The organism is Cupriavidus sp. NPDC089707 (genome assembly GCF_044748965.1).
Taxonomy (GTDB): Bacteria; Pseudomonadota; Gammaproteobacteria; order Burkholderiales; family Burkholderiaceae; genus Cupriavidus.
Window position 1 is genome coordinate 50,191 of sequence record NZ_JBIVHB010000002.1, and the last position, 24,811, is coordinate 75,001.

The window sequence follows — 24,811 nt, forward strand, 5'->3', positions numbered from 1 at the left end:
GGCAGTTAACCCGCCACCTCGCGGAAGGGGTCGAGCCCCAGGTCGATCAGGCGGCGCTCGCGCACCACGATCTCCGCCGTGGCAGTCATGCCATAGCGCAACGGATACTTGTTGTCGGCCACGGTGTAGTAGTCGCGCGCGAGGCGCACCCTGCCCTCGTAGACCGGCTGCTTGTCGGGGCCCGGCTTGGTCGCGGGCGAGATGAATTCCAGCGTGCCTTCGATGATCCCGTAGCGCTGGTACGGGAAAGCGCTGAACTTGAGCTTGACCAGCAACCCTTCGCGCAGGAAGGCGCGGTCGCGCTCGGCAATGACGATCTTGACCACCGGGCGTGCATCCTTCGGCGCGATCCCGCCCAGCGGCGTATTGGCCTGCACCTTGTCGCCGCGCTGGGTGGAGGTGACATCGGTGATCACGCCCGACACCGGCGCCAGGATCAGCAGGAAATTATCCTTGTCGATATTCTCGAAGCGGATGCGAGCGGCAGCGTCGGCCACCAGCCGTGCGGTCTGCACCTGCAGGCGCAGCTTGTCCTCGGTACTGGCGATCTCCCGCATCGCGGCGTCGTACTGCACGCGCAGCCCGGCCAGGTCCTGCCCGCTGCTTTCAAGCTGCGCGCTGGCTTGTGTCATCTCGCGGGACAGGCGGGCATCGAGTTCGCTCAGCCGTGACTGCGCCACGCGCAGGTTGTTCTCGGCGTCCTGCGCCGCGGCGCGCTTGGCATCGAGCTGCGACTGCGACACGCCGCCGCCGCCGGGCAGCGCCAGCAGGCGCGCATAACGGTCCTGCTCCTGGCGTGCGAACTCGCGCGCACGCCTGGTGTTTTCCAGGTTGCTGCGCGCCTCCTGCAGCTGTGCGCGCTGTTCCTCGGCCAGTCGCGTGGTGCCTTCGGAAACGCGGTTCTCGTGCTGGCGCGTGGCCACGTCGATCTGCTGCTTGAGCGCGTTGGCGCGGCGTTCCATCAGCGCCTTCTTCTCTGGGAACTGCTTCCATTCGCGCTCGGAATCCTCCAGCTTGAGCTGCGCTTCCAGCGCATTGGCGGCGGCCTCGATCGCACCGCGCGCATTCAGCCGCGCCAGCACGTCGTCCTTGGACACCGGCTGGCCTTCGGCGACGTACAGGTCGGCCAGCTCGCCGTCGACGGGGGCATAGAAGCGGCGCACTTCCGATTCCGGGGCCAGCGTGCCTTGCGCGGTAACGATGACGTCGGCGTGACCGACGAAGGACCACACCAGCCCGCACACTACCAGCGCAAACGTGGTGACGATGGTAAGCATGCCGAGCCGCGACGGTTCAGCGGTAAGCAGGCCGATGCCTTCGGCGCTGTGGTCTTCCAGCGCTTCGGACAGCGGCTTCAGGCCGGCCTGGCGGGAATCGTCCTTCATGGCTGCCTCGCTGGCTGCTGCGGCGTGGGGGTCGCACCGGTCGCACCGGTCGCATTGGCCGCGCCACTCGGGGCGGCATCCGCGGGCACCTTGCCGCTGTCTTCGCCGCCGATCAGCTCGAGCTTGGTCTTGAGGACAGCGGGATCGAGCACGGTGCGCAATTCGCGCAGCGCATGGCGTTGCTGGTCGGCCTCGGCGCGAATCTCTTCCTCGACCTTGGCCAGCTGCGCCAGGTCCGCACTTTCGCCGGCGCGCAGCTGCGTAAAGATGCGCATGCCCTGGCGCGCATCTTCCTGCGCCTGCGACAACAGCCGGGCCTGCGCGCGGAACTTGGGTGAGATGCCGGGCTCGAGCCGCTGCTCGCTGCCAATCACGCCCTTGCTGCGGTATTGCTTCCACGCGGCAACGGCACTGCCCATCAGCTCGCGCGCACGCCGCAGCGCGCTGTCGCGCACGCTGTTGACATCGGCCTCCACCGCATTGGCGAAAAACTTGTCCTCGTCGGCGTCGAGCATGGCGTAGAAGCCGAGCAGGCGGTCTTCATAACCGTTGCTGCCGCGCGCGGACTGCAACTCGGCAAACTGCGCCGCCACCTTCTGCTTGTGCGCGAGGTCGCGCGCGAGGTCATCGCTCCACGCACCGCCTTGAATCTGCTTGAATCCTGCCAGGGCGGCGTCGCTGTCGCCCTTCTGCCATGCACCGGCGGCGCTGGCGTACTGCGTTGCCATCTCCGGCGGCGGCAGCCGCGGTGCCAGTTGCGCGAACTGCGCCTGGAACGGCGGCGTGGCAAAGCGGCTGTCGGCCAGCCGCGCCACCAGCGTGCCGGGTCGGCGCGCGCGCAAGGCCTGCAGCAGCGCGGTGTAGCGGTCCAGGTCTGCCTGCACCTGATCCAGGCCCGCCAGGCGCGGGTATTTCTCGCGATAGTCGGCGATCAGCGGCTGCAGCGCTTCGGGGCGGTCGCGGCCAAGTTCGGCGGCGATGCTGGTGTCGAGCCGCGCGATCGCCGCAAGGTAGACCGACGCGTCGTTCTGCAGCCGGCGCACGTCGCTGAGCGCATCGGCATAAAGGTCGCGGAACGCCGGCACGTCGGCGGCGATGCGGCCCAGCGCGCGCTGGTGCGCGATGGTGTCCTGGTTCCAGTGCGCCAGCAGCTGGCGGATCGGCGCTTCGTCGGTGTAGAGGCGGATCGGCGCATCGGCGCCGCGCTGCGCGGCATAGCGTTCGAGCCGGCCGATCCATTCGAGTTCGGCGACCAGCGGCCGGGCGTCGGCGTTATGCGTGCTGAGCTGCCGCATCTGCGCGAGGGCGGCATCGGCACCGCCGAAGTCGCCGGCCTTGAGCTTCGCGACCCAGCCGGGTACGTAGGCGCGCAGCAGCGCTTCGGTGCCGAGCACTTGCACCTCGGCGTCGTCGGGATGACTTGCGAGATAGCCATCGGCAGCCTTCGCCGCGCCGGCATAGTCGCCCGCCGCATGCAGCGTCTGCACCGCGCGCTCGTCGGCGCCGTGCCAGTAAAGCGCCACGCCGGCCAGCACGGCCAGCAGCAACAGCGCGCCGCCCCAGCGCGTGGCGCGCCGCAGGCGTGCGCCGTCATCCAGGCCGAAGCTGCGCGCTGCCTCCGCCAGCAGCAGCGCGACGCGCCCGCGCGGCGGATGCGCGCGGTCAGGCGCGGCAGTCGCGGCCGCGGCCTGGGCTTCGGCGTCGGCGTTGACTTCGTCTTCCTGGTGCGAGGCGTAGTCGACACAGAAGATGTCGAGGAAGGAATCGGCCGCGCCGACAAAGGTGGTGCGGTCCTCTTCGTCGTGTGTGGCCGGTTCGGCCAACACTGGCGCCGCTGGCGCCGATGCGGCAGGCTCCAGCGTGGTCCGCGTCGCGGTGGCATCGTCGTCGCCGGCGCGGCGCACCTCGGCCTTGTAGACGAAATGGTTGCCGCCGAACGCGATGCGGTCGCCGTTGTCCAGCGGCACGCCGTGATCCGCCAGGCGGCTGCCGTTGACGAAGGTGCCGTTGGTGCTGCCCAGGTCTTCCACGAACGGCACGCCGCCCTTCAGGTACACATGCGCGTGACGGCGCGACAGGTAGTTGACCTGCTGCGGATAGTTGTCGCGATAGCGCGCAAAGGCATCGTCGGCCTTGCTGATCAGGTACGGGAAGCCGTCGACATGGATCGGCTGCAGTCCGACATCGCTGCGTTCCGGCAGCAGCGCCAAAGCGACCCGCGGCGGCTCCGGCTGCGGTGCGCGCGGCGACAACCGCACGCGGAACGACAACGCGGGGCCGAACGCCACCTCGTCGCCATCGCGCAGCTGCGCTGGCTGCCGCGCCACCGCCGCGCCATTCACGCGGGTGCCGTTCTTGCTGCCCAGATCGGCGACATAGACCGCACCGTGCTCGGCAAAGATGCGTGCATGGCGCCGCGACAGCGGCGCCGCGAGGTCTTCGGGATAGGCGGCGAATGGCAGCTCGGTGCGGCCGACCGGAAACAGGTCTTCGTCGATGCGGATCTCGCCCAGGTCCGGCCGCGAGACCGGCGTCAGGAACACATCGAATTCCCTTGCCAGATCCCGGCTCGACTCCCCAGCGATCCCCTGGGCCATTTTCACCGGCATTTCCATGATCAGTGCTTCGTCAGGAGCCATGTTTCCAGTGAGCCAACAGCGCGGCTGCCGCGGCGGCTGGCCAAGGGGGATGAGGCGACTAAGAACATAGTAGGCGACGGCTTAGGCTAGTCAATCGGCTGCGGCACGCGTGCAAGCGCGTGTTTTCACGGTGTCGAACGGGGAAAGAGACAAGGGCGGCACGCACTACGCAAGGCTTTGCGCAACGCGTTGCGTACGCATGCGTCACGCCGCGCACAAGGACGACGCGGGCACCGGCCCGCGCCGCGCGGCAGCGGGTGCACTATTGCGGCTGGCTGGCCGCCGTGTTGCGCACTTCGGTGTCGGGCCAGCCGCCGCCAAGCGCCTTGTACAGCGTGACAGTGTCGGCCAGGATCTGTTGGTGGACCGCCAACAATTGCAGCTGGGCGTTGAGCAGCGAGCGCTCGGTCTCGAACACCTCGAGTTGAGAGACCACTCCTTCCCTGAGCTGCGCCTCGATCTGCGCCGCGACCACGCGCAGCTGCTCGACCTGCTGCTGCAGCTCGACGCGCTGCTTCTTGTGCGCATCGACGTTGACCAGCGCGCTCTCCACCTCTTCGAACGCCGTCATCACGGCCCGGCCATATTCGTTTTCCGCCACGCCCACCTGCGCCTCGGTGGTCTTCACGCGCGCACGCACACTGGGATCGAGCATGGGCAGGTTGATGCTCGGCATGAAGCCGAAGGTGAAGGACTTGAGCAGGTCGCTCAGCGCAAAGCTCGCGGTGCCGCCGCGCGCGGTCAGGCTGATGCTGGGCAGCTGCGCCAGCCGCGCCTGCCCGACGATGTTGTAGGCCGCCAGCACGCGATATTCGGCCGCGACGATATCAGGCCGGCGTGCCAGCAACTGCGACGGCAGGCCGGCCGGCACGCTAGGCGGCTTCACGCGGTCTTGCAGGCGTCCTGCCGGCACCTTGAGGTTGCCCGCGGGCACGCCCACCAGCGTCGCCAGCGCGTTCTCCGCCACATCGCGCGAACGGCGCAGCTCCAGCAGATCCTTGTTGAGCCGGTTGATTTCCGCCTGCTGCTGCATCACGCGGATCTTGGGCACCAGGCCGTTCTGGTACATGGCCTGGTAGGTGGTGAGGATCTGGCCGTTCTTGGCGACGGTGCGCGTCTGCTGCTCGATCTGCTCGTCGAACTGCAGGATCGTGAAGTAAGTGGTCGATACATTGGAGACCAGCGTCAGGTAGCCGGCGCGCCAGTCAGCCTCGGTGGCGCGGAACTCTGCCGTCTGCGCCTGCACGCCCTTCTCGACCTTGCCCCAGATATCGATATCCCAGTTCAACTGCGCACCGGCGTTGTAGGTCCAGGTGGACTTCTGCCCGGTGCTTTTCTCGAAGCTCGCACCGGCGCCGATATCGATCACCGGCAGCCCGCCGGCACGTGCTTCGCCGATCTGCGCATTCGCCACGCGGATGCGCGCGGCCAGCACCTTGATGTCGTAATTGCCGGCCAGTGCCTGGTCGATCAGCCCGTTCAGGTACGGGTCGTTGAAGTTGTGCCACCAGTTGGGCTGCACCGCTTCCCTGGGCGACACCGTGATCGAGTCCTGGCGCGACCATTCGGCCTTGGCCGGCGTTTCCGGGCGCTGGTACACCGGCGGCCGGAAATCGGCGCAGCCGGCCAGCAACGCAGCGCAGGCGGCGGATGCGAGCCAGGCAAGGCGGCGCGAGGCTTGGGTCGGCATGACCCGGGAAGCGGCAGTAAGGGATACGGGCACGGTGCTTTCCTGCGTGCGTGCGCGGCGGGCGGGACGCGCTGGCGTGCCGTGGCCACGGATGTCTGTCTGTATTGTGGTGCGCGCGGGCGCGCGCTCCAACCCCGATCTGCATCAGGCGAAATCAGGTGCAGTCGGGCATGAATGGGCACATAAAGCGCGCCGCGAGGACGCCCTCGCGGCGCAGCGCCATCTCAACAAGCTTCTCAACGATAGATATTGTTGCTGGCGTTCTGGTTGGTATCCACATGCGAACGGACATGGTCAAGGAAGGCCGAGCCGTTGCCATTCAGGTTGGTGACAGACTGCATCTGCGCGATTTCCTGCGTGGCGGTGATGCTGCTGTCGAGCTTGAGCTTGATCGGGGCGTAGACCGCCGCGAAAGGCATGTAGCTGAAACCGCCGCGCACGGCGTGCATGCGCTTGCTGTCGAGGGTTTCGGTGGCCGGCAGGTCCTTGATGGTCAGCGTGGTCATGATCGTTCTCCGGATATCGGTAAGTGTGCGTGGGCAGCTATGGCGCGGGTGGCTCAGCCGTAGATGTTGTTGGTGGCGTTCTGGTTGGTGTGGACGTTCGACTTGACGTGGTCCAGGAACGCGGAGCCGTTGCCGTTCATGTTGGTGACGGACTGCAATTGGGCGATTTCCTGCGTGGCGGTGATGCTCTTGTCGATCGACAGCTTCAGCGGCATGTAGGCGGCAACGAACGGCACGTAGGCGAAGCCGCCGCGGACGGCGTGCATGCGCTTCTGGTCCAGGGTGTCGATGGTGGTCAGGTCGTTGATGGTCAGCGTGGTCATGATGGGCTCCTGGTGCGGATGGTGTTGCTTGGGTTGGGTTCGAGCATCGGGTTGGTGTCGCGCTCGGTTGGGATATCGCAGGGAGCGTGCCAGGAGCGGCGGCCTGTGAAAGGACCGAGCGTAAGTGGCTGAAAACAAGGGGTTTTCTCTTGCCCTGCGCCAGCGGGTTGGTACGCCTGCCGCCAACCGCCGCTCAAAGAAAGACGGGGCCAGCCCAACAGATCGAACTGAAGTGTCGGCAATCGCGCGACAGTGCGAGCATGGGCGCCGCAAGCGCAAGATCAGCGCACTCGGCCGAGACCGGCGCGCAGCGCAGCCGCAGGCGTTCCTACGTTGCCGCCAGCAGCAGGGGCTACGCACAGATCTGGGCTCGTTCAATAACCGCGTCAATCCCGAGCCAACGTGGCGCACCACGGCGGCAGGCAGCCCTGCTTTGTGAGGAAGCGAAGCCCCGTACGAGGACCGCGGCACACTACGATAAGAGTGGCCGCCCGCCCAGGGCAGTAAACGCGCTTTTTGGTGACCTTTTTTGTCGCTCGGACAAAAAGTTACCCGCCCTTTAGGGCGGAACAGGGCGCATCAAATATCCGCCAGATGCCAAGCGCCAGCGACAGAAGCGCAAAGCCTGCGCCAATCACTTCACATAGATCGTGATCCGCTTCGAATAAACCGGCGGATTGGTGGGAATGTGTTTGTCATCCCCCATGATCAGCTGCAACGTATGCTTGCCGGGCGGCAGCTCCAGCATGGTCTCGGTCTCGCCCGCGCCGAAATGCAGGTGGTTGCGGTCGTTCGGGATCTCCTTGTCCATCGGCGGCAGCTCGACGTCGATCAGCAAGTGGTGGTGCCCGGTATTGGGATACTTCACATCCTTCGGCGCCACGCCCATGTTCCGCAATCCGAACCACACCTTGAACGGCTTGCCGGCAGGCATCACCTGCCCGTCATTGGGCCACCCGATATAGAGATAGGCATTGGGCGGCGCCGGCGTGGAACCGCCCTGGGCCGCGAACGATACCAGCACGCTGGCAGCCAGCGCAGCGGCAGCAAGTAGTCTGGACATAACCTTCTCCCCTGGTGACCGTGCCACGCCGCACGCAACGCTAGCGCACGGTGATCGTGATTTTCTTCGAATAGATCGGCGGCTCGAACGGTATGTGCTTGGCGTCGCCCATCAGCAGCTGCAAGGTGTGTTTTCCCGGCGGCAGTTCGATGCGCGCATCGGTCTCGCCCGCGCCGAAGTGCAGGTGGTTCCGGTCGTTCGGGATTTCCTTGTCCAGCGGCGGCAGTTCCACGTCGATCAACAAATGGTGATGACCGCAGCGTGGCAGTTCGATGCCCTTGGGACACACGCCCATGTTGCGCAGTCCCATGCGCACCCAGAACTTGCCACCGGTGATTACCGTGCCGTCGTGTGGCCAGATGATGTAGGCCTCGGCATTGGGTGGAGCGGCTGTCGACAGGGACAGCGATGGCGCGGCGGCGAACACGGCAGCCGCCGCCAGGCGGAACAGGAATCGTCTGGACATACGCCCTCCCCGGAGATCTGCCCGAAACCCGATCACGTTGTCCCGTCAGCCCATTCTTGTTGCTTGTTGGCCAGCGCTCGGCGATTCGTCATTCAGGTTAGGACGCAAGCCCAGAAAATGCGACCCCGGCGAAGCGTGGCGGCTTTGCAATGCTTCGCCCGGGCACAGGCGCTGTGCTATCTTGAAGCAAGCCGGTCAAGGTCTCGGCGACACCACAATGCGCCCGCAGGGCATGTACCGGCATGCAACGGGTTCGCTGCCGTCCGACGAGGTGTGAAGATGTGGCGCAATCTACCAGTCGTGCATCTGGCCGCGATGGCCGGGATTCTCGCCTCCACTGCACTTCCCATGGGTGCAGCGTCTGCCGCGTCCGCGGATCCGCTGCTGCTGGCCGGCATCATGCCCAAGAATACCGACGAGCAGTACGAGCTCAGCTTCTGGGAATCGATCAAGAACAGCAACTACGCCGCCGACTACGAGGCTTACCTGAAGCAGTACCCCAACGGGCGCTTCGCGGTGCTGGCCAAGTCACGGCTTGAGCGCCTGCGTGCGTCGGCACCAGCGCCTACGCCTGCACCGAAGGCACAGCAACAGCCGGCACCGCCACCACGGCCTGGCACTTCCTCAGGCGGGCAGGTTTCGCGCGCGCCGGCTGCGTCGGCACCTTCCACTGCCCGTTCCGCGCCCGCTCCGGCTCCGGCTCCGGCCCCGCCTTCAGCGGCAGCACCCAAGGCCGGCGCCGCTGCCGGTGGCTCGGTCAGTGTTGCGCCACCGCCAGCCCGCGCCGGCGAAATTCGCGATTGCCCGACATGCCCGGCGCTGATCGCGCTGCCGGCCGGCAGCTTCACCATGGGCAGTAGCGCCAGCGATCCGGCGGAGAAGCCACCGCACCACGTCACCATCGGCCAGCCGTTCGCGATCGGCCGCTTCGAAGTCACGGTCGAGCAGTGGAATGCCTGTGTCGACGCCGGCGGCTGCCAGCGCGTGCCAACCATTGCTGAAAGCGCGAAGAACTCACCGGTCCGCGATGTCAGCTGGGACGATGCGCAACAGTACGTGGAGTGGCTGAGCAAGACCACCGGCAAGAGCTACCGCCTGCCTACCGAATCGGAATGGGAATACGCGGCGCGCGGTGGCACTGCCAGCGCGTTCTGGTGGGGCGACCAGATGCGCAAGGGCAACGCCAACTGCAAGGAATGCGGCGATCCGTGGAGCAACGATGCGCCGGCGCCGGTGGGCTCGTTCGCCGCCAACCCCTGGGGGCTGCATGACGTCAACGGCAGCGTGTGGGAATGGGTGGCCGATTGCTGGCACAGCTCGTACAAGGGCGCGCCCGCGGACGGACGCGCCTGGAACGAGAATGCCTGCGGCTCGCGCGTGATCCGCGGCGGCTCGTGGCGCGAAGGAGCCAGCTACATGGTGTCTTCCACGCGCTTCAAGTACAGCCCGAGCGTGCGGCAGTCGCAGAACGGCTTCCGCGTTGCGCGCGACATGAAATAGCGCGTGGCACAGTGCCTGGCATGAAGTGCAAGCCAGCGCGTGCGCGCGGTCAGCGCGGACGCGTCGATATCTGCACTACATCCGCGCTGATGCGGTCGCTGCCATAGGTGCGCGCCATCTGCGCCAGCGGCTTTTCCAGCGCGCGCAGGTAATCCTGCCGCCCTTCCACCTCAGCGCGGCGTCCTTCGAACAGCGGCACCGGCGTCGTCAGCAGCACCACCAACTCCGTGCCGAAGGGAGCCGACACGACCCAGGCACCGCCCTCGCCGATCGTCGCCTGGTGGCCTGCCGGGGCCTGATGGGCCGGCACCCGCGCGCTGGGCACCATGTGCGCGACCTTGCCGTCGGCCGCGAAGTAGTCGACGTAGACATACGACTCCTTTGCCGGCGTTCGCAGCTCCAGCACCAGCGGCGAACCATCGGTGAGCTGCGAGCTCTTGCCGCGCAGCCGCAACGACGAGGCGCTGTCGCCTTCGCGATTGCCGGACCAGTACGGCGCAACCAGCCTCGCCACGTCGCACTTGTCATCGGCAAAAGGCTGCGTCTCGACGGTCACGCCCTTCACGCCGGGCAACGCCGCCAACTGCTCACGCAAGCGCGTGGGTCCAACGCTTTCGGCCAGGAAGCCGCGCACGCGCAGCGTATGGGCCTTCTCGCTGGCGCTGAGCAACGAACACGGCACGGCGGCGAGCGCCTTGGTGACCTCGGCCATGGAGAACACCGCGGGGCGCGCGGGCGCAGGCGCTTCCGCCGGCGGCGGCGCGCGCGGCGTGGCGGGCGCTTCCACACGCGTCTCGGCGGGCGGTGTGGCAGGCTGCCGCTGCACATGCCAGGCGTAGTAGCCGATTGCCGACACCCCGGCGAGCACGGCGGCGACACCGCCGATCATCATGGGCGAGCGCTGCGACGGCGTGGTCATCGGCACCGCGCTCATGCCGTGCAGGAAGCGCGCGACGGTTGGCGTGCGCGTGGCGCGATCCAGCGACAGTGCCTCGCGCATGGTCTTCCATTGCGTGCGGCTGAGCTGCGGCGGCTGCGGCGGCTTGACGCCCGCTTCGCGCGCCTGGTTGGCCGACATGCGCTGGTACGGATGCCTGCCTGTAATCAGTTCGTACGTCACGCAGGCCAGCGCGTAGATGTCGTCGCGCGGGTCGGGCTCGCGGTGCTCGAACATCTCGGGGCTCGCATACGCCGGCGTCATGCCGCCCAGCGAGCCGGGATCGAACACGGTGCGGTCAGACTCGTCAGCCGGCGGCAGGAAGCCGCGCGCGATGCCAAAGTCAATCACCTTGACCTCGCCGTTGTCGGTCAGGAACACGTTGGCGGGCTTGAAGTCGCAGTGCACGAAGCCGCGCTCGTGCGCATAGGCCAGTGCGTTGCCCATGCCGTTGATGATGGGCATGGCGCGCGCCATCGGCATGCCGCTGAAGCCGGGAGCCTTCAGCACATGGTTGAGCGAGTTGCCCGACAGGTATTCCATGGTCAGGAAGACCACCGGCCCGTCGCGGTCAAAGTCGTAAACGGTAACGATATTCCGGTGCGCCAGCGTCTGCGCCTTGCGCGCCTCGCGCTGCAGCGCGATCAGCGACTTGGGATGGCCGCTGAACTGCAGGTTCAGCACCTTGATGGCGATATAGGGCTTGCGGTCAGACGCTTCCAGCTTGCGCAGGTCGAGCGCCTTGTACACCGTGCCCATGCCGCCCACGCCCAGGCACTCTTCCAGCACGAAGCGGCCGTTCAGCGTATCGCCCACGCCCTTGGCATGCGCCGCCGGCGGCAGCGTGCCGGCCTCGGGCGAGGTCGCGTAGAGCGAACCTGTCTGCGGCCCCATGCGCGTGGCTTCGGTAGCGCCCTCGTACTGGGTAGCGCTGCGGCGCTCGATGCGCCGCATCACTTCGGCATAGACCGCGGGCGGGAACGGAAAGCGCGTGTTTTCCTCGATCACCACGCGCGCCGCCTGGCTGGGCGAAGTGGGGTCCTGGGCCAGTGCCGTCTCGAACGACGCAACGAATTCGTCGTCGGACAGACCGCCGTTCTGGAACTTGCGGATCAGGTCTTTAAGACTGGCCACGGCTCGCCCTGACATGGTTTTCGGGCAGGGTTGCCCGCGCTGTGTGCAGTGCGAAATTGCCCTGTCTTCGATGGATACTAGTGCGCACCCATGGCATGCGCAATCCGTGCGCTTGCGCTGCGCTGCCGGCACGCATCGCCGTGCGCATGCGGCGTCAGCGTGCGTCGGCCGCGATCGGCGCCGACTGTCACTGCCGGGCCAACACCGGCGCCACGGGTGTTGGCCCGGCACCGCCATCCACGGCGCCGCAATTGCGCACGCGGCCGGTGCCGGCAAGCCGACATGCCCGTCAAAAACCCCTTGTTTTCAGGCATTTGCGCGCGGCGCGCGCAGCCTGCCGCAGCGCTGGCACGCTCCCTGCGATATCCCAACCGAGCGCGACACCAACCCGATGCTCGAATCCAAACCCAAACGCAATACCTTCCGCCATTGGAGACCATCATGACCACGCTGACCATCAAGGACCTGTCCTCCGCCGAAACCCTGGACCGCAAGGGCATGCAAGCCGTGCGCGGCGGCATGACCTACATGCCGTACGCCGCGGTGTACAGCCCGCTGAAGCTGTCGTTCGACAGCAGCATCACCGCCGTGCAGGAAATCGCGCAGATGCAGTCCGTCACCAATCTGAACGGCAACGGCTCCGCGTTCCTGGACCACGTCAAGTCGAACGTCCACACCAACCAGAACGCCACCAACAACATCTACGGCTGAGCCCCGCGCCATAGCTGCCCACGCACATACCGATACCCGGAGAACGATCATGACCACGCTGACCATCAAAGACCTGTCCGCCGCCGAAACCCTCGACAGCAAGCGCATGCACGCCGTGCGCGGCGGCCTGTCCTACCTGCCCTTCGCCGCCGTCTATGCGCCGATCAAGCTGGCGTTCGACAACAGCATCGACGCCAAGCAGTCGATCGCGCAGATGCAGTCCGTCACCAACCTGAATGGCAACGGCTCGGCCTTCCTGGATCACGTCAAGTCCAACGTGCACACCAACCAGAACGCCACCAACAACATCTACGGCTGATCCAGCCACGGCCGCGGCGCGCGGTGGGACTTGTGGACATGCAACCTCCGCGCCAGCCGCCCCGGAACACTCATTGAATCACCTGAAGGAGCACCATCATGTCATCGATCATCGTTCGCGACCTCGCAGTCAGCAAAGACCTCGACCGTGCCTCCCTGCGCGCCGTGCGCGGCGGCAATTCCTGGCTCAGCCGCGGTGTCGGCAGCGTCGGCCCGTTGGCCAACGTGACCGTCAACGTCAACCAGAACATCGCCCAGTTGCAGAGCATCAATGTCAACACGCTCAATAACAGCTTCGTCGGCCACGGCGTGGGCCCGGTAAGCGTCGATGTCAACCCGTCGCAATGGGCCGGCAACTTCGCCGCGGTCTGAGCGCCTGGGTACGGGGAGCGGCGGCGGCCCGCGGTGAGCACCGCGGGCCGCCGCCTATACTGAAGCGGTCCCGCGGCCGCATGGCCGTGGCGCCGCGTTACCAGCAATAGCGGAGACAGCCATGGCAGTAATCGTCATCAAGGATTTGTCCGACAGCATGGATCTCGACCGGCAGGCCATGACCGCCATCCTGGGCGGCGGGCGCACTGCCGGCGGCCAGGGATGGCATGGGCTGCGGCGCAGCGGACCGGCGCGCATCGTCGATTACCCGGGCGGCCTGCCCGGCAATCGCCATGTGATGCCACGGGAAGTCCCGCTGAGCCGGCTGCCCCGAAAACCGGCAGGACCGGCAGACGAGGGGACGGGCGGCTAAGCGCGGGCGGCAACGGGTAGAGAGAAACGGTCAGTCAAATGAAAAGCCCGCCAGTAACTGGCGGGCTTGGTTGCGGACGGGCCCGGACCTTCTGTGTCACGCGGTCAACAGTTCGGTCATTCTTTGCCAGGCAGGCTTCCCATGATTCCGCCCATGAAGCGGACGCCCATCCGGACCACCCGGAGAGTCGCAGGAAGACTGGCGCTTGGGGGCAATGACCGCAATGCTTGCCGCTAGCAGTAGCGCAATGCCGCTGGAGGAGGTCAAAGCGGGAACGTTTTCGTCCGCCCCGTGCGGGCATCCTGTGTGCTCGCGCCTCCAGTATAGGCACGGGGCGCGGCCTTTCAACCCGGGCGGCTTGCAGGTGGCGACAGCGGCGCAGCCGGGTGACGGCTGGCTGACATATCTCGTTACCTTTTCGCAGTGCAACAAAATTTCTGCAGTCTGCTATAATCCGCGCCGTGAGTTTCGCAACTGTGAGATCCGCCAACCGCCCGGCAACAGCTTCACCTCAATGCCGCGGCGAATCCGCTGCCCTCCCAAGCTCTGTTTCCTCGCTGCCGGACGCCTAGTTGTTGTTTGCGCCAGCCGCCCAGCAGAACGCACCGCTCACCTGACGTCGCCTCGTCTCCGATCCTGTTGAACAGCCTGAAACCCGAGCTGTTTGCCTGCCAGGGACATGGCCGGACCGCCTAGCGGAACCAGCCAACGCCCTGCCTGCCGCCGTACTGCCAGCTGTGTCTGTCGTAACGGCCTCACCGATTGGCGCCGAAGCCTTTTTAAGACTTTGCACTGCGCCCACCCCATTCTGCGTTCGGGGTGCCATGCATTTATTTGATCATTACGACATGACCCAGCACGACATTCGTGCGGAGCAAGCTATTGCCTCCGCGACCGACGCTTCGATCACTTCCGACGCTGCCCAGATTATCGAGAGCCCGCTCGACAAGCTCGACGCCATGCTCAACGGCAGCCCGGCAGCCGAAGCCCAGGCCGCCACGGAAACCCCTGCGACGGAAAGCGGCTTTGCCAAGCTTGGCCTCGACGCGGCCATCCTGCGCGCGCTTTCCGAACTGAACTACAACACGCCGACCCCGGTGCAGGCCCAGGCCATCCCCGCCTTCCTGGCCGGCCGCGACCTGCTGGTGTCGAGCCAGACCGGCTCGGGCAAGACCGCCGCGTTCATGCTGCCCGCGATCCAGCGCATCAGCGAAATGCCCGCTCCGCAGCGCTCGACCGAGCCCGCCAAGCGCATGAAGGGCAAGCGCCCCCGTCCGTCGCCGGCCCAGCCCGCACTGCTGGTGCTGACCCCGACGCGCGAACTGGCCCTGCAAGTGACCGAAGCCGCCGCCAAGTACGGCCGCAACCTGCGCCGCATCGTCTGCGCCAGCATCCTGGGCGGCATGCCCTACCCCAAGCAGCTGGCCGCGCTGGCAAAGATGCCTGACATCCTGGTGGCAACGCCGGGCCGCCTGCTCGACCATATCGACGCCGGCCGCATCGACCTGTCGGCGCTGCAGATGCTGGTGTTCGACGAGGCCGACCGCATGCTGGACATGGGCTTTGCCGACGACATCGACGCCATCGTCAACGCCACGCCGGCTTCGCGCCAGACGCTGATGTTCTCGGCCACGCTGGATGCGCGCATCGCCCAGCTCGCCTCGCGCCAACTGCGCGACCCGCAGCGCATCGAGATCGCTGCCGCCCGCGCCGACCAGAGCCACATCGAGCAGCGCCTGCACTACACCGACGACATGTCGCACAAGGAGCGCCTGCTGGACCACCTGCTGCGCGACGTCGGGCTCAAGCAGGCCATCGTCTTCACCGCCACCAAGCGCGATGCCGACTCGCTGGCCGAGCGCCTGTCCGACACCGGCTTTGCCGCCGGCGCGCTGCACGGCGACATGACCCAGGGCGCACGCAACCGCACGCTGACCGCACTGCGCCGCGGCAACCTGCGCATCCTGGTGGCCACCGACGTGGCCGCTCGCGGCATCGACGTGCCCGACATCACCCACGTGGTGAACTTCGACCTGCCCAAGCAGGCCGAGGACTACGTGCACCGCATTGGCCGTACCGGCCGCGCGGGCCGCTCGGGCATCGCCATCAACCTGGTCAACCACGGCGACGTGTTCCAGTGGCGCCGCATCGAGCGCTTTACCAACCAGCGCATCGACGCCTCGGTGATCGAAGGCCTGGAGCCGCGCCGCTCGCCCAAGCCGCGCTCGAACTTCGGCGGCAAGCCGGGCGGCCGTGGCAATGGCGGCGGCTACCGTGGCGGCGAACGCAGCTTTGGTGACCGCAGCTTCGGCGACCGCAAGTTTGGCGGCAACGGCGGCGAGCGCAACTTTGGTGAGCGCAAGTTCGGCGGCGAAAGCCGCGGCTTCGGCAACCGCACGGAAGGCGCGCGCCCGTTCGGCGACGACAACCGCGGCGGCTTCGGCAACCGTGAGGGTGGGTACCGCGGCCAGGGCGGCAACGCCGGCAATGGTGGCTATCGTGGCGCCAATGACGGCGCTCGCGGCTTCGGCAACCGTGAAGGCGGCCGCAGCTTCGGCGACGAGAACCGCGGCGGCTTCGGCAACCGCGACGGCGCCCGCAGCTTCGGCGACGGCAACCGCAACAGCGGCGGCTACCGTGGCAACGGCGAAGGCCGCAGCTTCGGCAACCGTGACGGCAACCGTGACGGCAACCGCGGCTTTGGCGGCGGCTTCGGTGGCAATGGCGGCAATGGCGGCAACCGCAACAGCCGCTCGCGCTACGAGCGCTGATTGGCCGGTGCGCTGAGCGCACCTTTCCGCCAGCAGCAAGAAGGGCACCCACGGGTGCCCTTTTTTCATGCGCGCCGGGAGACGCTGGAGCGCGCTACAGCGCGCAGGTCCGGAAGCCGACGAACGCCAGGTCGCCTTCCGGCAACAGGGCCCAGCGCGCCCGCGCATGGCGCAGCCGCGACGGGCTGGCAAACGATACGCCGCGCACCGCCTGGTGCGTGCCGAAGCGGCCGACAAACTCGCCGTCAGACGGCGCCGCGGTGAAGCCCGCGTAGGGCTCGTACGGCGTCGCCGTCCATTCGCGCAACGCGCCCCACTGCAGCCCGCGGTTCTGCGTGGCCGCCAGTTCCCATTCCGATTCCGCCGGCAGGCGCCGGCCGGCCCAGACACACCACGCCTGCGCTTCAAACAGCGTCACGTGGCGCACCGCCTCGTCGGGATTGAGTGTTCGCAGCGTGCCGAAGCGCTCCACCATCCATTGGCGCGAGTCCGGATGGCGTAACCAGTAGCGCGGGGACGAGCGCTCCTGCGTCATCAGCCACTGGCGGCCCGACGCCGACCACCACGCGGGCCGCTCGTAGCCGCCGTCTTCGATGAATTCCAGGAACTGCGCGTTGCTGACCGGCGCGACATCCATCTCGAAGGCCGGCACATAGGTCGGTTGCGGCGGCAGTTCGTCGGGCCAGGCGAACCCGTCCGCCTCGCTCCAGCCCAGCGTGAAGCGCCCGCCCGGGAACTGCAGCGTGCCGCCCTGCCCGGCCGGCCGGGCGCTGCCGGCGGCAGGCGCCGATTCCGCGGGCGCCATGCCCAGCGCCTGCAGCAACGCGCCCAGTCCCTCGCCCTGTGCATCTTCATGGAACAGCGCGCGGCGGTACGGATACAAGGTCAGGTCGTTGTCGTCGGGCAGCAATGCCACCCGGCGCAGCAAGCCGTCGAGCACATCTGCGGCATAGCGCTTGACCATGGCCACGTCGGGCAGCGTGACTTCCCAGCGCTCGTCCGGGCCGATGCGGTCAGGATCGAACCATTCGTCGGCGCCGTCGAGCAGCGAAGGCTCGGACGCCACCGGCACCGGCACGCCGCCACGATCTACCTGGCGCACGCCGCGCAGGCACCACCACTCTGCATGCCAGGCGACATGGCCCAGCGTCCACAATGGCGGGTCGACATCGTACTGGCGCGGCACATCCCAGGCGCGGCGGGTCTGGCCGAACGGTGCCAGCCATGCCAGCGTGCGGTTGCGCGTCTCGACCAGCGCCTGCGCCAGCCCTTCGCGCGGCAGCCGGCGCGGGTCGGACCAGGCCGCCTTGCCGCCGGTGAAATAGAGATCGGGAAGCATGGGAAAGCCGCTCATCGGAAAGTCCGCGCAGGGAGATGGGGGGTGGGAAGGCAATGGCCGCACCGGCGTGAAGCCTGCAGCGCACCCGGTGCGGCCATTATGACACCACCTGCCGGCCCTTCCCGGAGGCAGTCCGGATGCGGCCCGAAGGCAGCCTGAAGGCGGCCCCGGCAGGGCCGGCAGGCTCAGCCGCGCGCGTGGAACACCGCGAACCAGCCGCGCGGATCGGTCCAGCAGACCGGGTCGTCAAACCCCGCGGCTTCGAGCAGCAGCGCGAAGTCGGCCGGCTTGTACTTGTACGAATCCTCGGTATGGATGCGCTCGCCCGTGCCGAACTCGCGCGCGCCGCCCTCCCACTGCACGCGCACGTCGCGGCACGCCTCCAGGTGCATCTGGATGCGTGAAGCCTCGCGGTCAAAGCTCGCCACGTGGCGCCAGTCCGCCAGTTCGAAATCGGTGCCGACGATCCGGTTCACGTTGCGCAGCATGTTGCGGTTAAAGGCGGCCGTGACGCCCAGCGCATCGTCGTAGGCAGACACCAGCGCGGCCTCGTCCTTGTGCAGGTCGACGCCGATCAGCACGCCATCGCCGCGCCCGGCCGCGCCGCGCAGCCGCTGCAACAGCGCCAGCGCTTCCATCGGAGAGAAATTACCGATGCTCGAGCCCGGGTAGAAAAACAGCCGCCTCCCGCGCCTGACATTGGGCGGCAGGTCGAACGGCGCGCACAGGTCGGCGCCCAACCCCAGCATCGGGATGCCAGGATGTTGCTGTTGCAGCGACAAAAGCGTGGTGCGCAGGAAATCGACAGAGATATCCAGTGCCACGTACTGCGCCGGCCGCAGGCTGCCGAACAGACGCGCGGCCTTCTCGCAATTGCCGGCGCCCAGGTCCACCAGCACGCAGCCGCTGCCTGCGCGTGCCGCGATGGCGGGGGCGGCGCTGGCAAAGATGGCCGCCTCCGTGCGCGTCGGGTAGTACTCGGGCAGGTCGGTGATCGCCTCGAACAGGCGCGAGCCCAGCACGTCGTAGAAGAACTTGGGACTGATCGCCGCCGGCTCGGCGCACAGCCCGGCAAGCAGCTGCCGCCGCAGGGCGCCGCTGTCCTCGCAATACTGTTGCACGAACTCGGGCTGTGACGGCAGGGGGTGCGCGTGGCCGTTGGCCAGGGCGACCAGCGCGGGATGGGCGCCGGGCGCTGGCGACACGGCATGGCCGTTGTGGTGGTGGTTACGGGGAGTGGTCTGCGGGGTCTGCTGGGAAGGGGCGTTCGGCGGATTCGGGACAGCCGGCATGACGTTTCCTTGTGTGGTCGCGAATAGTCACTGCTTCACTGCGTATTCCCCAAGGCCGCGCTGTGCATGTCGTGCGCGCCGGTCTCCGCGATCCGCCACTGTGCGGTCCGGGGCGCATCGGGCGGAGCCGAGTTTCAAGGATAGGTGCATCCCGCGGATTGCGCACCGTTGCATGGCCGGATGGGCACGATGCAGCACACTTCGCTTCTTGAGTCGGTATCTCCCCCAATGGGCCACACCAGCAACAGTTCGTTTATAATGCCGCCCAGCGCGGCCCCAGCGGCCCGCGATCCTCAAAGGGGAGTAGCTCCGGGGCTGATGCCCTTAGCACAATCGTCATTCCGGGACCCGCGTCCCCGGTTGTGCTGACCGCCGGTGCGCATACCGCGCCTGTGGTCGAGCAAGACCTTTGCAACCTGGACTTCATGGTTTGCAAAGGCGCCCCCATGCTCCCGTGCTCCGCGAATCCAGGTGAACCAACGTTAAGCGTGCGCATCTGCGCTGTTTTTGTACCCTGTTTTGTACCTGAGGAGAGTTCATGGAGTGGTTTACCGATCTGTTCACGATGCAGTTCCTGACGGCGCTGCTGTCGATTGTCGTCATTGACCTGGTGCTGGCCGGCGACAATGCCATCGTGATCGCCCTGGCGGCGCGCAACCTGCCCCCGCACCTGCAAAAGAAGGCCATCGTCTGGGGCACCATCGGTGCCGTGGTGGTGCGCTCGGCCATGACGATCGGCGTGGTCTGGCTGCTGAAGATTCCGGGGCTGCTGCTGGTCGGCGGCCTGGCGCTGGTGTGGATCGCCTACAAGCTGCTCTCCGACGAAAGCGGCGAAGAAGGGCACGGCTCAGGCGCCGCGACCCTGTGGGGCGCGATGAAGACCATCATCATCGCCGATGCGGTGATGGGCGTGGACAACGTGCTGGCCGTGGCCGGCGCTGCGCACGGCAGCTTCCTGCTGGTGGTGCTGGGCCTGCTGATCAGCATTCCCATCGTGGTGTGGGGCTCGAGCCTGGTGCTCAAGCTGATGGCGCGCTTCCCGGCGATCATCTACGTCGGCGCCGGCGTGCTCGCGTTCACGGCGGTCAAGATGATCGTCCACGAGCCGCTGGTCAAGGCCTTCTTCGAGGCCAACCCGGTGGTCAACTGGGGCCTGTACGTGCTGATCATCGGCGGCGTGCTGGGTGGCGGCTACCTGGTGCAGAAGCGCCGCGTTCAGCAGGAACCGGCCGGCAGCCACTAAGGCTTGCCGCCGCGCCGGGGCTGCCGCCCCGGCCTGCTGCGCGAAGGGCCACACGAAGGGCCACCCGAGGGGGTGGCCCTTCTTGCTTTAAAATGCCAGCATTGCGGGCCCCGCGTCCGCGTCACCTTCCATCCCCGCCCCGCGCCGATGAAACAGTACCTCGACTTCATGCGCCATGTGTACGAGCATGGCACCGACAAGGCCGACCGCACCGGCACCGGCACGCGCTCGGTGTTCGGCTACCAGATGCGCTTCGACCTGCGTGAAGGCTTCCCGGTGGTGACCACCAAGAAGCTGCACCTGAAGTCCATCATCCTGGAGCTGCTGTGGTTCCTGCAGGGCTCGACCAACGTGCGCTGGCTGCAGGAAAACGGCGTCAGCATCTGGAACGAGTGGGCCGACGAGAACGGCGAACTGGGCCCAGTGTACGGCTCGCAGTGGCGCTCGTGGCCGGCGCCGGACGGCCGCCATATCGACCAGATCACCGATCTGATGGCGCAGATCCGCGCCAACCCCGACTCGCGCCGGCTGATCGTGTCGGCCTGGAACGTGGCCGATATCCCGCGCATGAAGCTGCCGCCCTGCCACGCGTTCTTCCAGTTCTACGTAGCCGACGGCAAGCTGTCGTGCCAGCTGTACCAGCGCAGCGCCGACATCTTCCTGGGCGTGCCGTTCAATATCGCCAGCTATGCGCTGCTGACGCACATGATCGCGCAACAGGCCGGGCTGGAAGTGGGCGACTTTATCTGGACCGGCGGCGACTGCCATCTCTACAACAACCACTTCGAGCAGGTGGAGACCCAGCTGGCGCGCGCGCCGCTGCCGCTGCCGCGGCTGAAAATCCTGCGCAAGCCCGACAGCATCTTCGACTACCGCTACGAAGACTTCGAACTGGACGGCTACCAGTCGCATGCCGCCATCAAGGCACCGGTGGCCGTATGACGATCCTGACCCTGGTTGTCGCGAAGGCCCGCAACGGCACCATCGGCCGCGACAACACGCTGCCGTGGCGCCTGCCGGAAGACCTGGCGCATTTCAAGCGCACCACCATGGGCGCGCCCGTGATCATGGGCCGCAAGACCTGGGACTCGATCGGCCGCCCGCTGCCGGGCCGGCGCAATATCGTGGTCAGCCGCAACCCAGAGCTGAGCATCGAAGGCGCCGAGGTGGCAACGTCGCTGGAAGACGCGCAGCGCTTGTGCGTGGGCGTCGACCAGATCTTTCTGATTGGCGGCGCGCAGCTGTATGCCGAGGCGATGCCTTGCGCCGACCGGCTGGTCGTGACCGAAATCGATGCCGACGTGGAAGGCGACGCCTTCTTCCCGCCGATCGACCGCACGCAATGGCTGGAAACTGCGCGCGAGATGCATCATTCCGAGGCCAACGGCTTCGACTATGCGTTCGTCACGTACGATCGGCCACCTTCGGAAGAGTCCTGAGCCCATGCCGGCGGCATTGACAAATCCCGCCGCATCGCCCAAAGTCTGTCCCATGGACCGCCGTCACTTCCCCATCGCGCGAATTATTCGCACCATTCTCCGAATGGTGGGTTAGCGCGCGTCCAGAACCAGATTTCCGCAAACACCCGCCCTGCAGGCGGGTGTTTTGTTTCCCGGCTCCAGGGCAATCGACAACGAACCCCGGAGCCACCCCATGCACGCCACCGCCGAAGCCGCCACTGACGACGCCACCGAAGTCGCCACCGAAGTCGCCACATCCGCCGCGTCCGACCATCACGCCTACCTGAAGCGCATCCTGACCGCGCGCGTCTACGACGTGGCGCGCGAGACCGACCTGGACTTTGCCAGGCACCTGTCCGCGCGGCTGCACAACCAGGTCTACCTCAAGCGCGAAGACACCCAGCCGGTGTTCTCGTTCAAGCTGCGCGGCGCCTACAACAAGATGGCGCAACTGGCTCCCGAGGCGCTGCGGCGCGGCGTCATCACCGCGTCGGCGGGCAATCATGCGCAAGGCGTGGCGCTGTCCGCGGCGCGGCTCGGCGTGCGCGCGCTGATCGTGGTGCCGACGACGGCGCCACAGGTCAAGGTCGATGCGGCGCGCGCGCACGGCGGGCCCACGGTCGAGGTGGTGCAGGCCGGCGATTCCTATACCGATGCCTACCGTCACGCGATGCAGCTGCAGGCTGAGCAAGGACTGACTTTCATCCCGGCATTCGACGACCCCGATGTCATCGCCGGCCAGGGGACTGTCGCGGCGGAAATCCTCAACGCGCACCGCGGCCCGATCCACGCGATCTTTGTGCCGATCGGCGGCGGCAGCCTCGCCGCGGGCGTGGCCACCTACGTCAAGGCCGTGCGGCCGGAGATCAAGGTCATCGGCGTGCAGACGGAGGACTCGTGCGCGATGGCGCAATCGGTCCGCGCGGGACGGCGCATCGAACTGGAGGAAGTGGGACTGTTCTCGGACGGCACCGCGGTCAAACTGGTCGGCGAAGAGACCTTCCGGCTGTGCCGCCGCTACCTGGACGAGATCGTTACCGTCGACACCGACGCGCTGTGCGCAGCCATCAAGGACGTGTTCGAGGACACCCGCAGCGTGCTGGAACCCGCCGGCGCGCTGGCGGTGGCCGCCGCCAAGCAGTATGCGATGCGCGAGGGCCTGCGCAACCAGACGCTGGTGGCGGTGACCTCCGGCGCCAATATCAACTTCGAGCGCATGCGTTTCGTCGCGGACCGCGCCGAGCTGGGCAACGCGCGCGAAGCCATGTTTGGCGTAACGCTGCCCGAGGCCTGCGGCGCGTTCCGCCGCCTGTGCGCCCGGGTGTGCGAGCGGATGGGCGACCGGCACATCAGCGAATTCACTTACCGGATTGCCGATGCGCAGACCGCGCACGTTTTTGTCGGCATGCAGCAGCGCTCCCCCGGCGAGACGACCGAGATCCTCGACACACTGCACGCCGAGGGCTTCCCGGCGATCGACCTGACCGCCGACGAGGTGGCCAAGGAACACGTGCGGCACATGATCGGCGGCCGCTCGCCGCTGGCGCGCGGCGAGCGCTTGTTCCGCTTTGAATTCCCCGAGAAACCGGGGGCATTGATGGCCTTCCTGTCGGCGCTGGCGCCGGGCTGGAACATCAGCCTGTTCCACTACCGCAACCAGGGCGGCGATACGGGATCGGTGCTGGCCGGCATCCAGGTGACCGACGGCCAGGTGCAGGCATTCCGCGAGCGGCTGGCCACGCTGGGCTATCCGTGGCAGGAAGTCAGCGAAAACCCGGCGTACCGCATGTTCCTCGCGTAGTTCCCGCTGTAAACGCAAGCGAGCCGCCCGAAGGCGGCTCGCCAGTCCGTCAGTTGCCGATCCGTCGCCGATCAGTTGCCGGCGATGGTCATCTGCTCGATCAGGATCGAGCCGGTTTCCTTGGTGCCGCGGATCAGCGAATCGGCACCGATCGCGATGATCTGCTGGAACATCTCGGCCATGTTGCCGGCAATGGTGATTTCCTCCACCGGGTACTGGATCACGCCGTTCTCGACCCAGTAACCCGACGCGCCGCGCGAATAGTCGCCGGTCACGTAGTTGACGCCCTGCCCCATCAGCTCGGTCACCAGCAGGCCGGTGCCGAGCTTGCGCAGCATCGCCGGGAAGTCATCGCCTGGCTCGGTCCGGTTGCTATACAGCCTCAGGTTATGCGAGCCGCCGGCATTGCCCGTGGTCTTCATGCCGAGCTTGCGCGCCGAATAGGTCGACAGGAAGTAGCCCTGCACCACGCCGTCGCAGACCACGTCGCGCTCGCGCGTGCGCACGCCTTCTTCATCGAACGGGGCGCTGCCCATCGCGCCCGGGGTGTGCGGCTGCTCGTGGATCTGCACGTGCGGCGCGAACACGGCCTTGCCCAGCGTATCGCACAGGAAGGTGGACTTGCGATACAGCGCGCCGCCCGACACCGCCTGCACGAAGGCGCCCAGCAGGCCGGCGGCCAGCGGCGCCTCGAACAGCACCGGGCAGCGGCGCGTGGTCAGCTTGCGTGCCTGCAGCCGCGCCAGTGCGCGCTCTGCGGCGTATCGGCCGATGTCCTCGGGGTTGGCCAGTGCCAGCGGTGAGCGCTTGGACGAGTACCAGTCATCGCGCTGCATGCCGCTGCCGCTGCCGGCGATCGGCGCGCACGAGATGAAATGGCGCGAATATGGATAGCCACCCGAGAAACCGCGCGTGGTCGCCAGCACGAATTGCGAGTGCTGCGCCGACACGCTGGCGCCGTCGCTGTTGCGGATGCGCGGCGACACCGCGAAGGCGGCGGCCTCGGCGCGGGTGGCGATATCGATGGCAGCCTCTGCATCGATGGTCCACGGATGGAACAGGTCGAGGTCCTGCGGCGAGCGCTCCAGCAGCTCTTCCTCGGCCAGGCCCGCGCACTCGTCTTCCGCGGTGAAGCGGGCAATGTTGTAGGCAGCCTCGGCGGTTGCGCGAAGCGCGGCCGGCGAGAAGTCCGAGGTGCTGGCGTTGCCGCGGCGCTTGCCGATCATCACCGTGACGCCGACCACCTTGTCCCGGTTCTGCTCGATCGTTTCCACCTGCCCCTTGCGCACCGACACGGACAGGCCGCTGCCTTCGGAGATCTCCGTGGCGGCGTCGGTCGCGCCCAGTTCGCGTGCCACACGCAGCACATCGGCGGCCATCTCGCTGAGCTGGGCCTGGGTGTAGGTGAAATGCGCGGTCTGTTCTGCGATCTGGTCCATGTGGGATCCGTGCCTGGGGGTCATCAAAAGTCCAAGCGGCAATCATAGC

The 24,811-nt window shown here is 67.1% G+C and carries 22 protein-coding genes; 11 read left to right on the forward strand and 11 right to left on the reverse strand.

Features of this window, described 5'->3' with window-relative positions; translation table 11 throughout:
- Positions 1-5 precede the first annotated feature (5 nt).
- The 5 genes from ACIP1U_RS03590 to ACIP1U_RS03610 form a co-directional block, all read right to left on the reverse strand.
- On the reverse strand, positions 6-1,385 hold the full coding sequence (locus tag ACIP1U_RS03590) for an HlyD family efflux transporter periplasmic adaptor subunit (RefSeq protein ID WP_400311887.1): 1,380 nt from the start codon (positions 1,383-1,385) through the stop codon (positions 6-8).
- On the reverse strand, positions 1,382-4,024 hold the full coding sequence (locus ACIP1U_RS03595; protein WP_400311890.1) for an FHA domain-containing protein: 2,643 nt from the start codon (positions 4,022-4,024) through the stop codon (positions 1,382-1,384). Before ACIP1U_RS03595 ends, ACIP1U_RS03590 begins: the two co-directional genes overlap by 4 nt.
- A 262-nt stretch (positions 4,025-4,286) precedes the next feature.
- On the reverse strand, positions 4,287-5,714 hold the full coding sequence (locus ACIP1U_RS03600) for an efflux transporter outer membrane subunit (RefSeq protein ID WP_400312811.1): 1,428 nt from the start codon (positions 5,712-5,714) through the stop codon (positions 4,287-4,289).
- 236 nt (positions 5,715-5,950) lie between these two features.
- Positions 5,951-6,220, reverse strand: a complete 270-nt coding sequence (locus ACIP1U_RS03605; protein WP_400311892.1) for a hypothetical protein — start codon at positions 6,218-6,220, stop codon at positions 5,951-5,953.
- 53 nt (positions 6,221-6,273) lie between these two features.
- Positions 6,274-6,543, reverse strand: a complete 270-nt coding sequence (locus ACIP1U_RS03610; protein ID WP_400311895.1) for a hypothetical protein — start codon at positions 6,541-6,543, stop codon at positions 6,274-6,276.
- A 124-nt stretch (positions 6,544-6,667) separates the two neighbouring features.
- On the opposite strand from ACIP1U_RS03610, the gene ACIP1U_RS03615 reads away from it, so the two are divergent.
- Positions 6,668-6,982, forward strand: coding sequence for a hypothetical protein (locus ACIP1U_RS03615; protein WP_400311898.1), 315 nt, complete (start codon positions 6,668-6,670; stop codon positions 6,980-6,982).
- Positions 6,983-7,177: 195 nt separating this feature from the next.
- On the opposite strand, the gene ACIP1U_RS03620 is transcribed toward ACIP1U_RS03615, so the two are convergent.
- Both ACIP1U_RS03620 and ACIP1U_RS03625 read right to left on the reverse strand, forming a co-directional pair.
- Entirely contained in the window at positions 7,178-7,606 is a 429-nt protein-coding gene (locus ACIP1U_RS03620) for a DUF4399 domain-containing protein (RefSeq protein WP_342912231.1), read from the reverse strand.
- 40 nt (positions 7,607-7,646) lie between these two features.
- A complete protein-coding gene (locus tag ACIP1U_RS03625; protein WP_133093055.1) occupies positions 7,647-8,072 on the reverse strand; it encodes a DUF4399 domain-containing protein in 426 nt (141 codons plus the stop codon).
- Between the two features lie 399 nt (positions 8,073-8,471).
- On the opposite strand from ACIP1U_RS03625, the gene ACIP1U_RS03630 reads away from it, so the two are divergent.
- Positions 8,472-9,572, forward strand: a complete 1,101-nt coding sequence (locus tag ACIP1U_RS03630) for a formylglycine-generating enzyme family protein (protein WP_400312813.1) — start codon at positions 8,472-8,474, stop codon at positions 9,570-9,572.
- A gap of 49 nt (positions 9,573-9,621) precedes the next feature.
- Here ACIP1U_RS03630 and ACIP1U_RS03635 read toward each other — a convergent pair whose 3' ends face one another.
- A complete protein-coding gene (locus ACIP1U_RS03635) occupies positions 9,622-11,658 on the reverse strand; it encodes a protein kinase (RefSeq protein ID WP_400311902.1) in 2,037 nt (678 codons plus the stop codon).
- A gap of 426 nt (positions 11,659-12,084) precedes the next feature.
- On the opposite strand from ACIP1U_RS03635, the gene ACIP1U_RS03640 reads away from it, so the two are divergent.
- The 5 genes from ACIP1U_RS03640 to ACIP1U_RS03660 all read left to right on the forward strand — a co-directional run bounded on the left by ACIP1U_RS03640 (position 12,085) and on the right by ACIP1U_RS03660 (position 16,188).
- Positions 12,085-12,354 carry a hypothetical protein gene (locus ACIP1U_RS03640; protein ID WP_400311904.1) on the forward strand — a complete coding sequence of 90 codons (270 nt, stop codon included), beginning with the start codon at positions 12,085-12,087 and terminating at the stop codon, positions 12,352-12,354.
- 49 nt (positions 12,355-12,403) lie between these two features.
- Positions 12,404-12,673: a hypothetical protein gene (locus tag ACIP1U_RS03645; protein WP_400311907.1), complete on the forward strand. Its 270-nt coding sequence runs from the start codon at positions 12,404-12,406 to the stop codon at positions 12,671-12,673.
- 98 nt (positions 12,674-12,771) lie between these two features.
- Positions 12,772-13,044, forward strand: coding sequence for a hypothetical protein (locus ACIP1U_RS03650; protein WP_029045579.1), 273 nt, complete (start codon positions 12,772-12,774; stop codon positions 13,042-13,044).
- A 121-nt stretch (positions 13,045-13,165) separates the two neighbouring features.
- Positions 13,166-13,417 carry a hypothetical protein gene (locus tag ACIP1U_RS03655; RefSeq protein WP_400311911.1) on the forward strand — a complete coding sequence of 84 codons (252 nt, stop codon included), beginning with the start codon at positions 13,166-13,168 and terminating at the stop codon, positions 13,415-13,417.
- An 848-nt stretch (positions 13,418-14,265) separates the two neighbouring features.
- Positions 14,266-16,188: a DEAD/DEAH box helicase gene (locus ACIP1U_RS03660; protein ID WP_400311914.1), complete on the forward strand. Its 1,923-nt coding sequence runs from the start codon at positions 14,266-14,268 to the stop codon at positions 16,186-16,188.
- A 94-nt stretch (positions 16,189-16,282) separates the two neighbouring features.
- On the opposite strand, the gene ACIP1U_RS03665 is transcribed toward ACIP1U_RS03660, so the two are convergent.
- Positions 16,283-17,542: an SUMF1/EgtB/PvdO family nonheme iron enzyme gene (locus tag ACIP1U_RS03665; RefSeq protein ID WP_400311917.1), complete on the reverse strand. Its 1,260-nt coding sequence runs from the start codon at positions 17,540-17,542 to the stop codon at positions 16,283-16,285.
- 170 nt (positions 17,543-17,712) lie between these two features.
- Positions 17,713-18,819: an L-histidine N(alpha)-methyltransferase gene (gene egtD, locus ACIP1U_RS03670; protein ID WP_400311919.1), complete on the reverse strand. Its 1,107-nt coding sequence runs from the start codon at positions 18,817-18,819 to the stop codon at positions 17,713-17,715.
- A 538-nt stretch (positions 18,820-19,357) separates the two neighbouring features.
- Between egtD and ACIP1U_RS03675 the strand changes: the two genes are divergently transcribed.
- The 4 genes from ACIP1U_RS03675 (at position 19,358) to ilvA (ending at position 23,323) form a co-directional block, all read left to right on the forward strand.
- Entirely contained in the window at positions 19,358-20,062 is a 705-nt protein-coding gene (locus ACIP1U_RS03675) for a TerC family protein (RefSeq protein WP_400311922.1), read from the forward strand.
- A 147-nt stretch (positions 20,063-20,209) separates the two neighbouring features.
- Positions 20,210-21,004, forward strand: coding sequence for a thymidylate synthase (locus ACIP1U_RS03680; RefSeq protein ID WP_400311925.1), 795 nt, complete (start codon positions 20,210-20,212; stop codon positions 21,002-21,004).
- The gene (locus ACIP1U_RS03685) at positions 21,001-21,501 is read left to right on the forward strand and encodes a dihydrofolate reductase (protein ID WP_400311928.1); all 501 of its coding nucleotides are present in this window, start codon (positions 21,001-21,003) and stop codon (positions 21,499-21,501) included. The genes ACIP1U_RS03680 and ACIP1U_RS03685 overlap by 4 nt, the downstream gene beginning before the upstream one ends.
- Positions 21,502-21,715: 214 nt before the next feature.
- Entirely contained in the window at positions 21,716-23,323 is a 1,608-nt protein-coding gene (gene ilvA / locus ACIP1U_RS03690; protein WP_400311931.1) for a threonine ammonia-lyase, biosynthetic, read from the forward strand.
- A gap of 71 nt (positions 23,324-23,394) precedes the next feature.
- Here ilvA and pmbA read toward each other — a convergent pair whose 3' ends face one another.
- A complete protein-coding gene (gene pmbA / locus ACIP1U_RS03695; protein ID WP_400311934.1) occupies positions 23,395-24,762 on the reverse strand; it encodes a metalloprotease PmbA in 1,368 nt (455 codons plus the stop codon).
- Positions 24,763-24,811 lie beyond the last annotated feature (49 nt).

Coding starts and splice junctions, on each gene's coding strand:
- ACIP1U_RS03595 (WP_400311890.1), bottom strand. CDS start 4,024: ATGGCTCCTGACGAAGCACTGATCATGGAAATGCCGGTGAAAATGGCC.
- egtD (WP_400311919.1), bottom strand. CDS start 18,819: ATGCCGGCTGTCCCGAATCCGCCGAACGCCCCTTCCCAGCAGACCCCG.
- ACIP1U_RS03630 (WP_400312813.1), top strand. CDS start 8,472: ATGCCCAAGAATACCGACGAGCAGTACGAGCTCAGCTTCTGGGAATCG.
- ACIP1U_RS03675 (WP_400311922.1), top strand. CDS start 19,358: ATGGAGTGGTTTACCGATCTGTTCACGATGCAGTTCCTGACGGCGCTG.
- ACIP1U_RS03635 (WP_400311902.1), bottom strand. CDS start 11,658: ATGTCAGGGCGAGCCGTGGCCAGTCTTAAAGACCTGATCCGCAAGTTC.
- ACIP1U_RS03660 (WP_400311914.1), top strand. CDS start 14,266: ATGACCCAGCACGACATTCGTGCGGAGCAAGCTATTGCCTCCGCGACC.
- ACIP1U_RS03640 (WP_400311904.1), top strand. CDS start 12,085: ATGACCACGCTGACCATCAAGGACCTGTCCTCCGCCGAAACCCTGGAC.
- ACIP1U_RS03650 (WP_029045579.1), top strand. CDS start 12,772: ATGTCATCGATCATCGTTCGCGACCTCGCAGTCAGCAAAGACCTCGAC.
- ilvA (WP_400311931.1), top strand. CDS start 21,716: ATGCACGCCACCGCCGAAGCCGCCACTGACGACGCCACCGAAGTCGCC.
- ACIP1U_RS03665 (WP_400311917.1), bottom strand. CDS start 17,542: ATGAGCGGCTTTCCCATGCTTCCCGATCTCTATTTCACCGGCGGCAAG.
- ACIP1U_RS03625 (WP_133093055.1), bottom strand. CDS start 8,072: ATGTCCAGACGATTCCTGTTCCGCCTGGCGGCGGCTGCCGTGTTCGCC.
- ACIP1U_RS03655 (WP_400311911.1), top strand. CDS start 13,166: ATGGCAGTAATCGTCATCAAGGATTTGTCCGACAGCATGGATCTCGAC.
- ACIP1U_RS03600 (WP_400312811.1), bottom strand. CDS start 5,714: ATGCCGACCCAAGCCTCGCGCCGCCTTGCCTGGCTCGCATCCGCCGCC.
- ACIP1U_RS03590 (WP_400311887.1), bottom strand. CDS start 1,385: ATGAAGGACGATTCCCGCCAGGCCGGCCTGAAGCCGCTGTCCGAAGCG.
- ACIP1U_RS03645 (WP_400311907.1), top strand. CDS start 12,404: ATGACCACGCTGACCATCAAAGACCTGTCCGCCGCCGAAACCCTCGAC.
- ACIP1U_RS03680 (WP_400311925.1), top strand. CDS start 20,210: ATGAAACAGTACCTCGACTTCATGCGCCATGTGTACGAGCATGGCACC.
- ACIP1U_RS03620 (WP_342912231.1), bottom strand. CDS start 7,606: ATGTCCAGACTACTTGCTGCCGCTGCGCTGGCTGCCAGCGTGCTGGTA.
- ACIP1U_RS03610 (WP_400311895.1), bottom strand. CDS start 6,543: ATGACCACGCTGACCATCAACGACCTGACCACCATCGACACCCTGGAC.
- ACIP1U_RS03605 (WP_400311892.1), bottom strand. CDS start 6,220: ATGACCACGCTGACCATCAAGGACCTGCCGGCCACCGAAACCCTCGAC.
- ACIP1U_RS03685 (WP_400311928.1), top strand. CDS start 21,001: ATGACGATCCTGACCCTGGTTGTCGCGAAGGCCCGCAACGGCACCATC.
- pmbA (WP_400311934.1), bottom strand. CDS start 24,762: ATGGACCAGATCGCAGAACAGACCGCGCATTTCACCTACACCCAGGCC.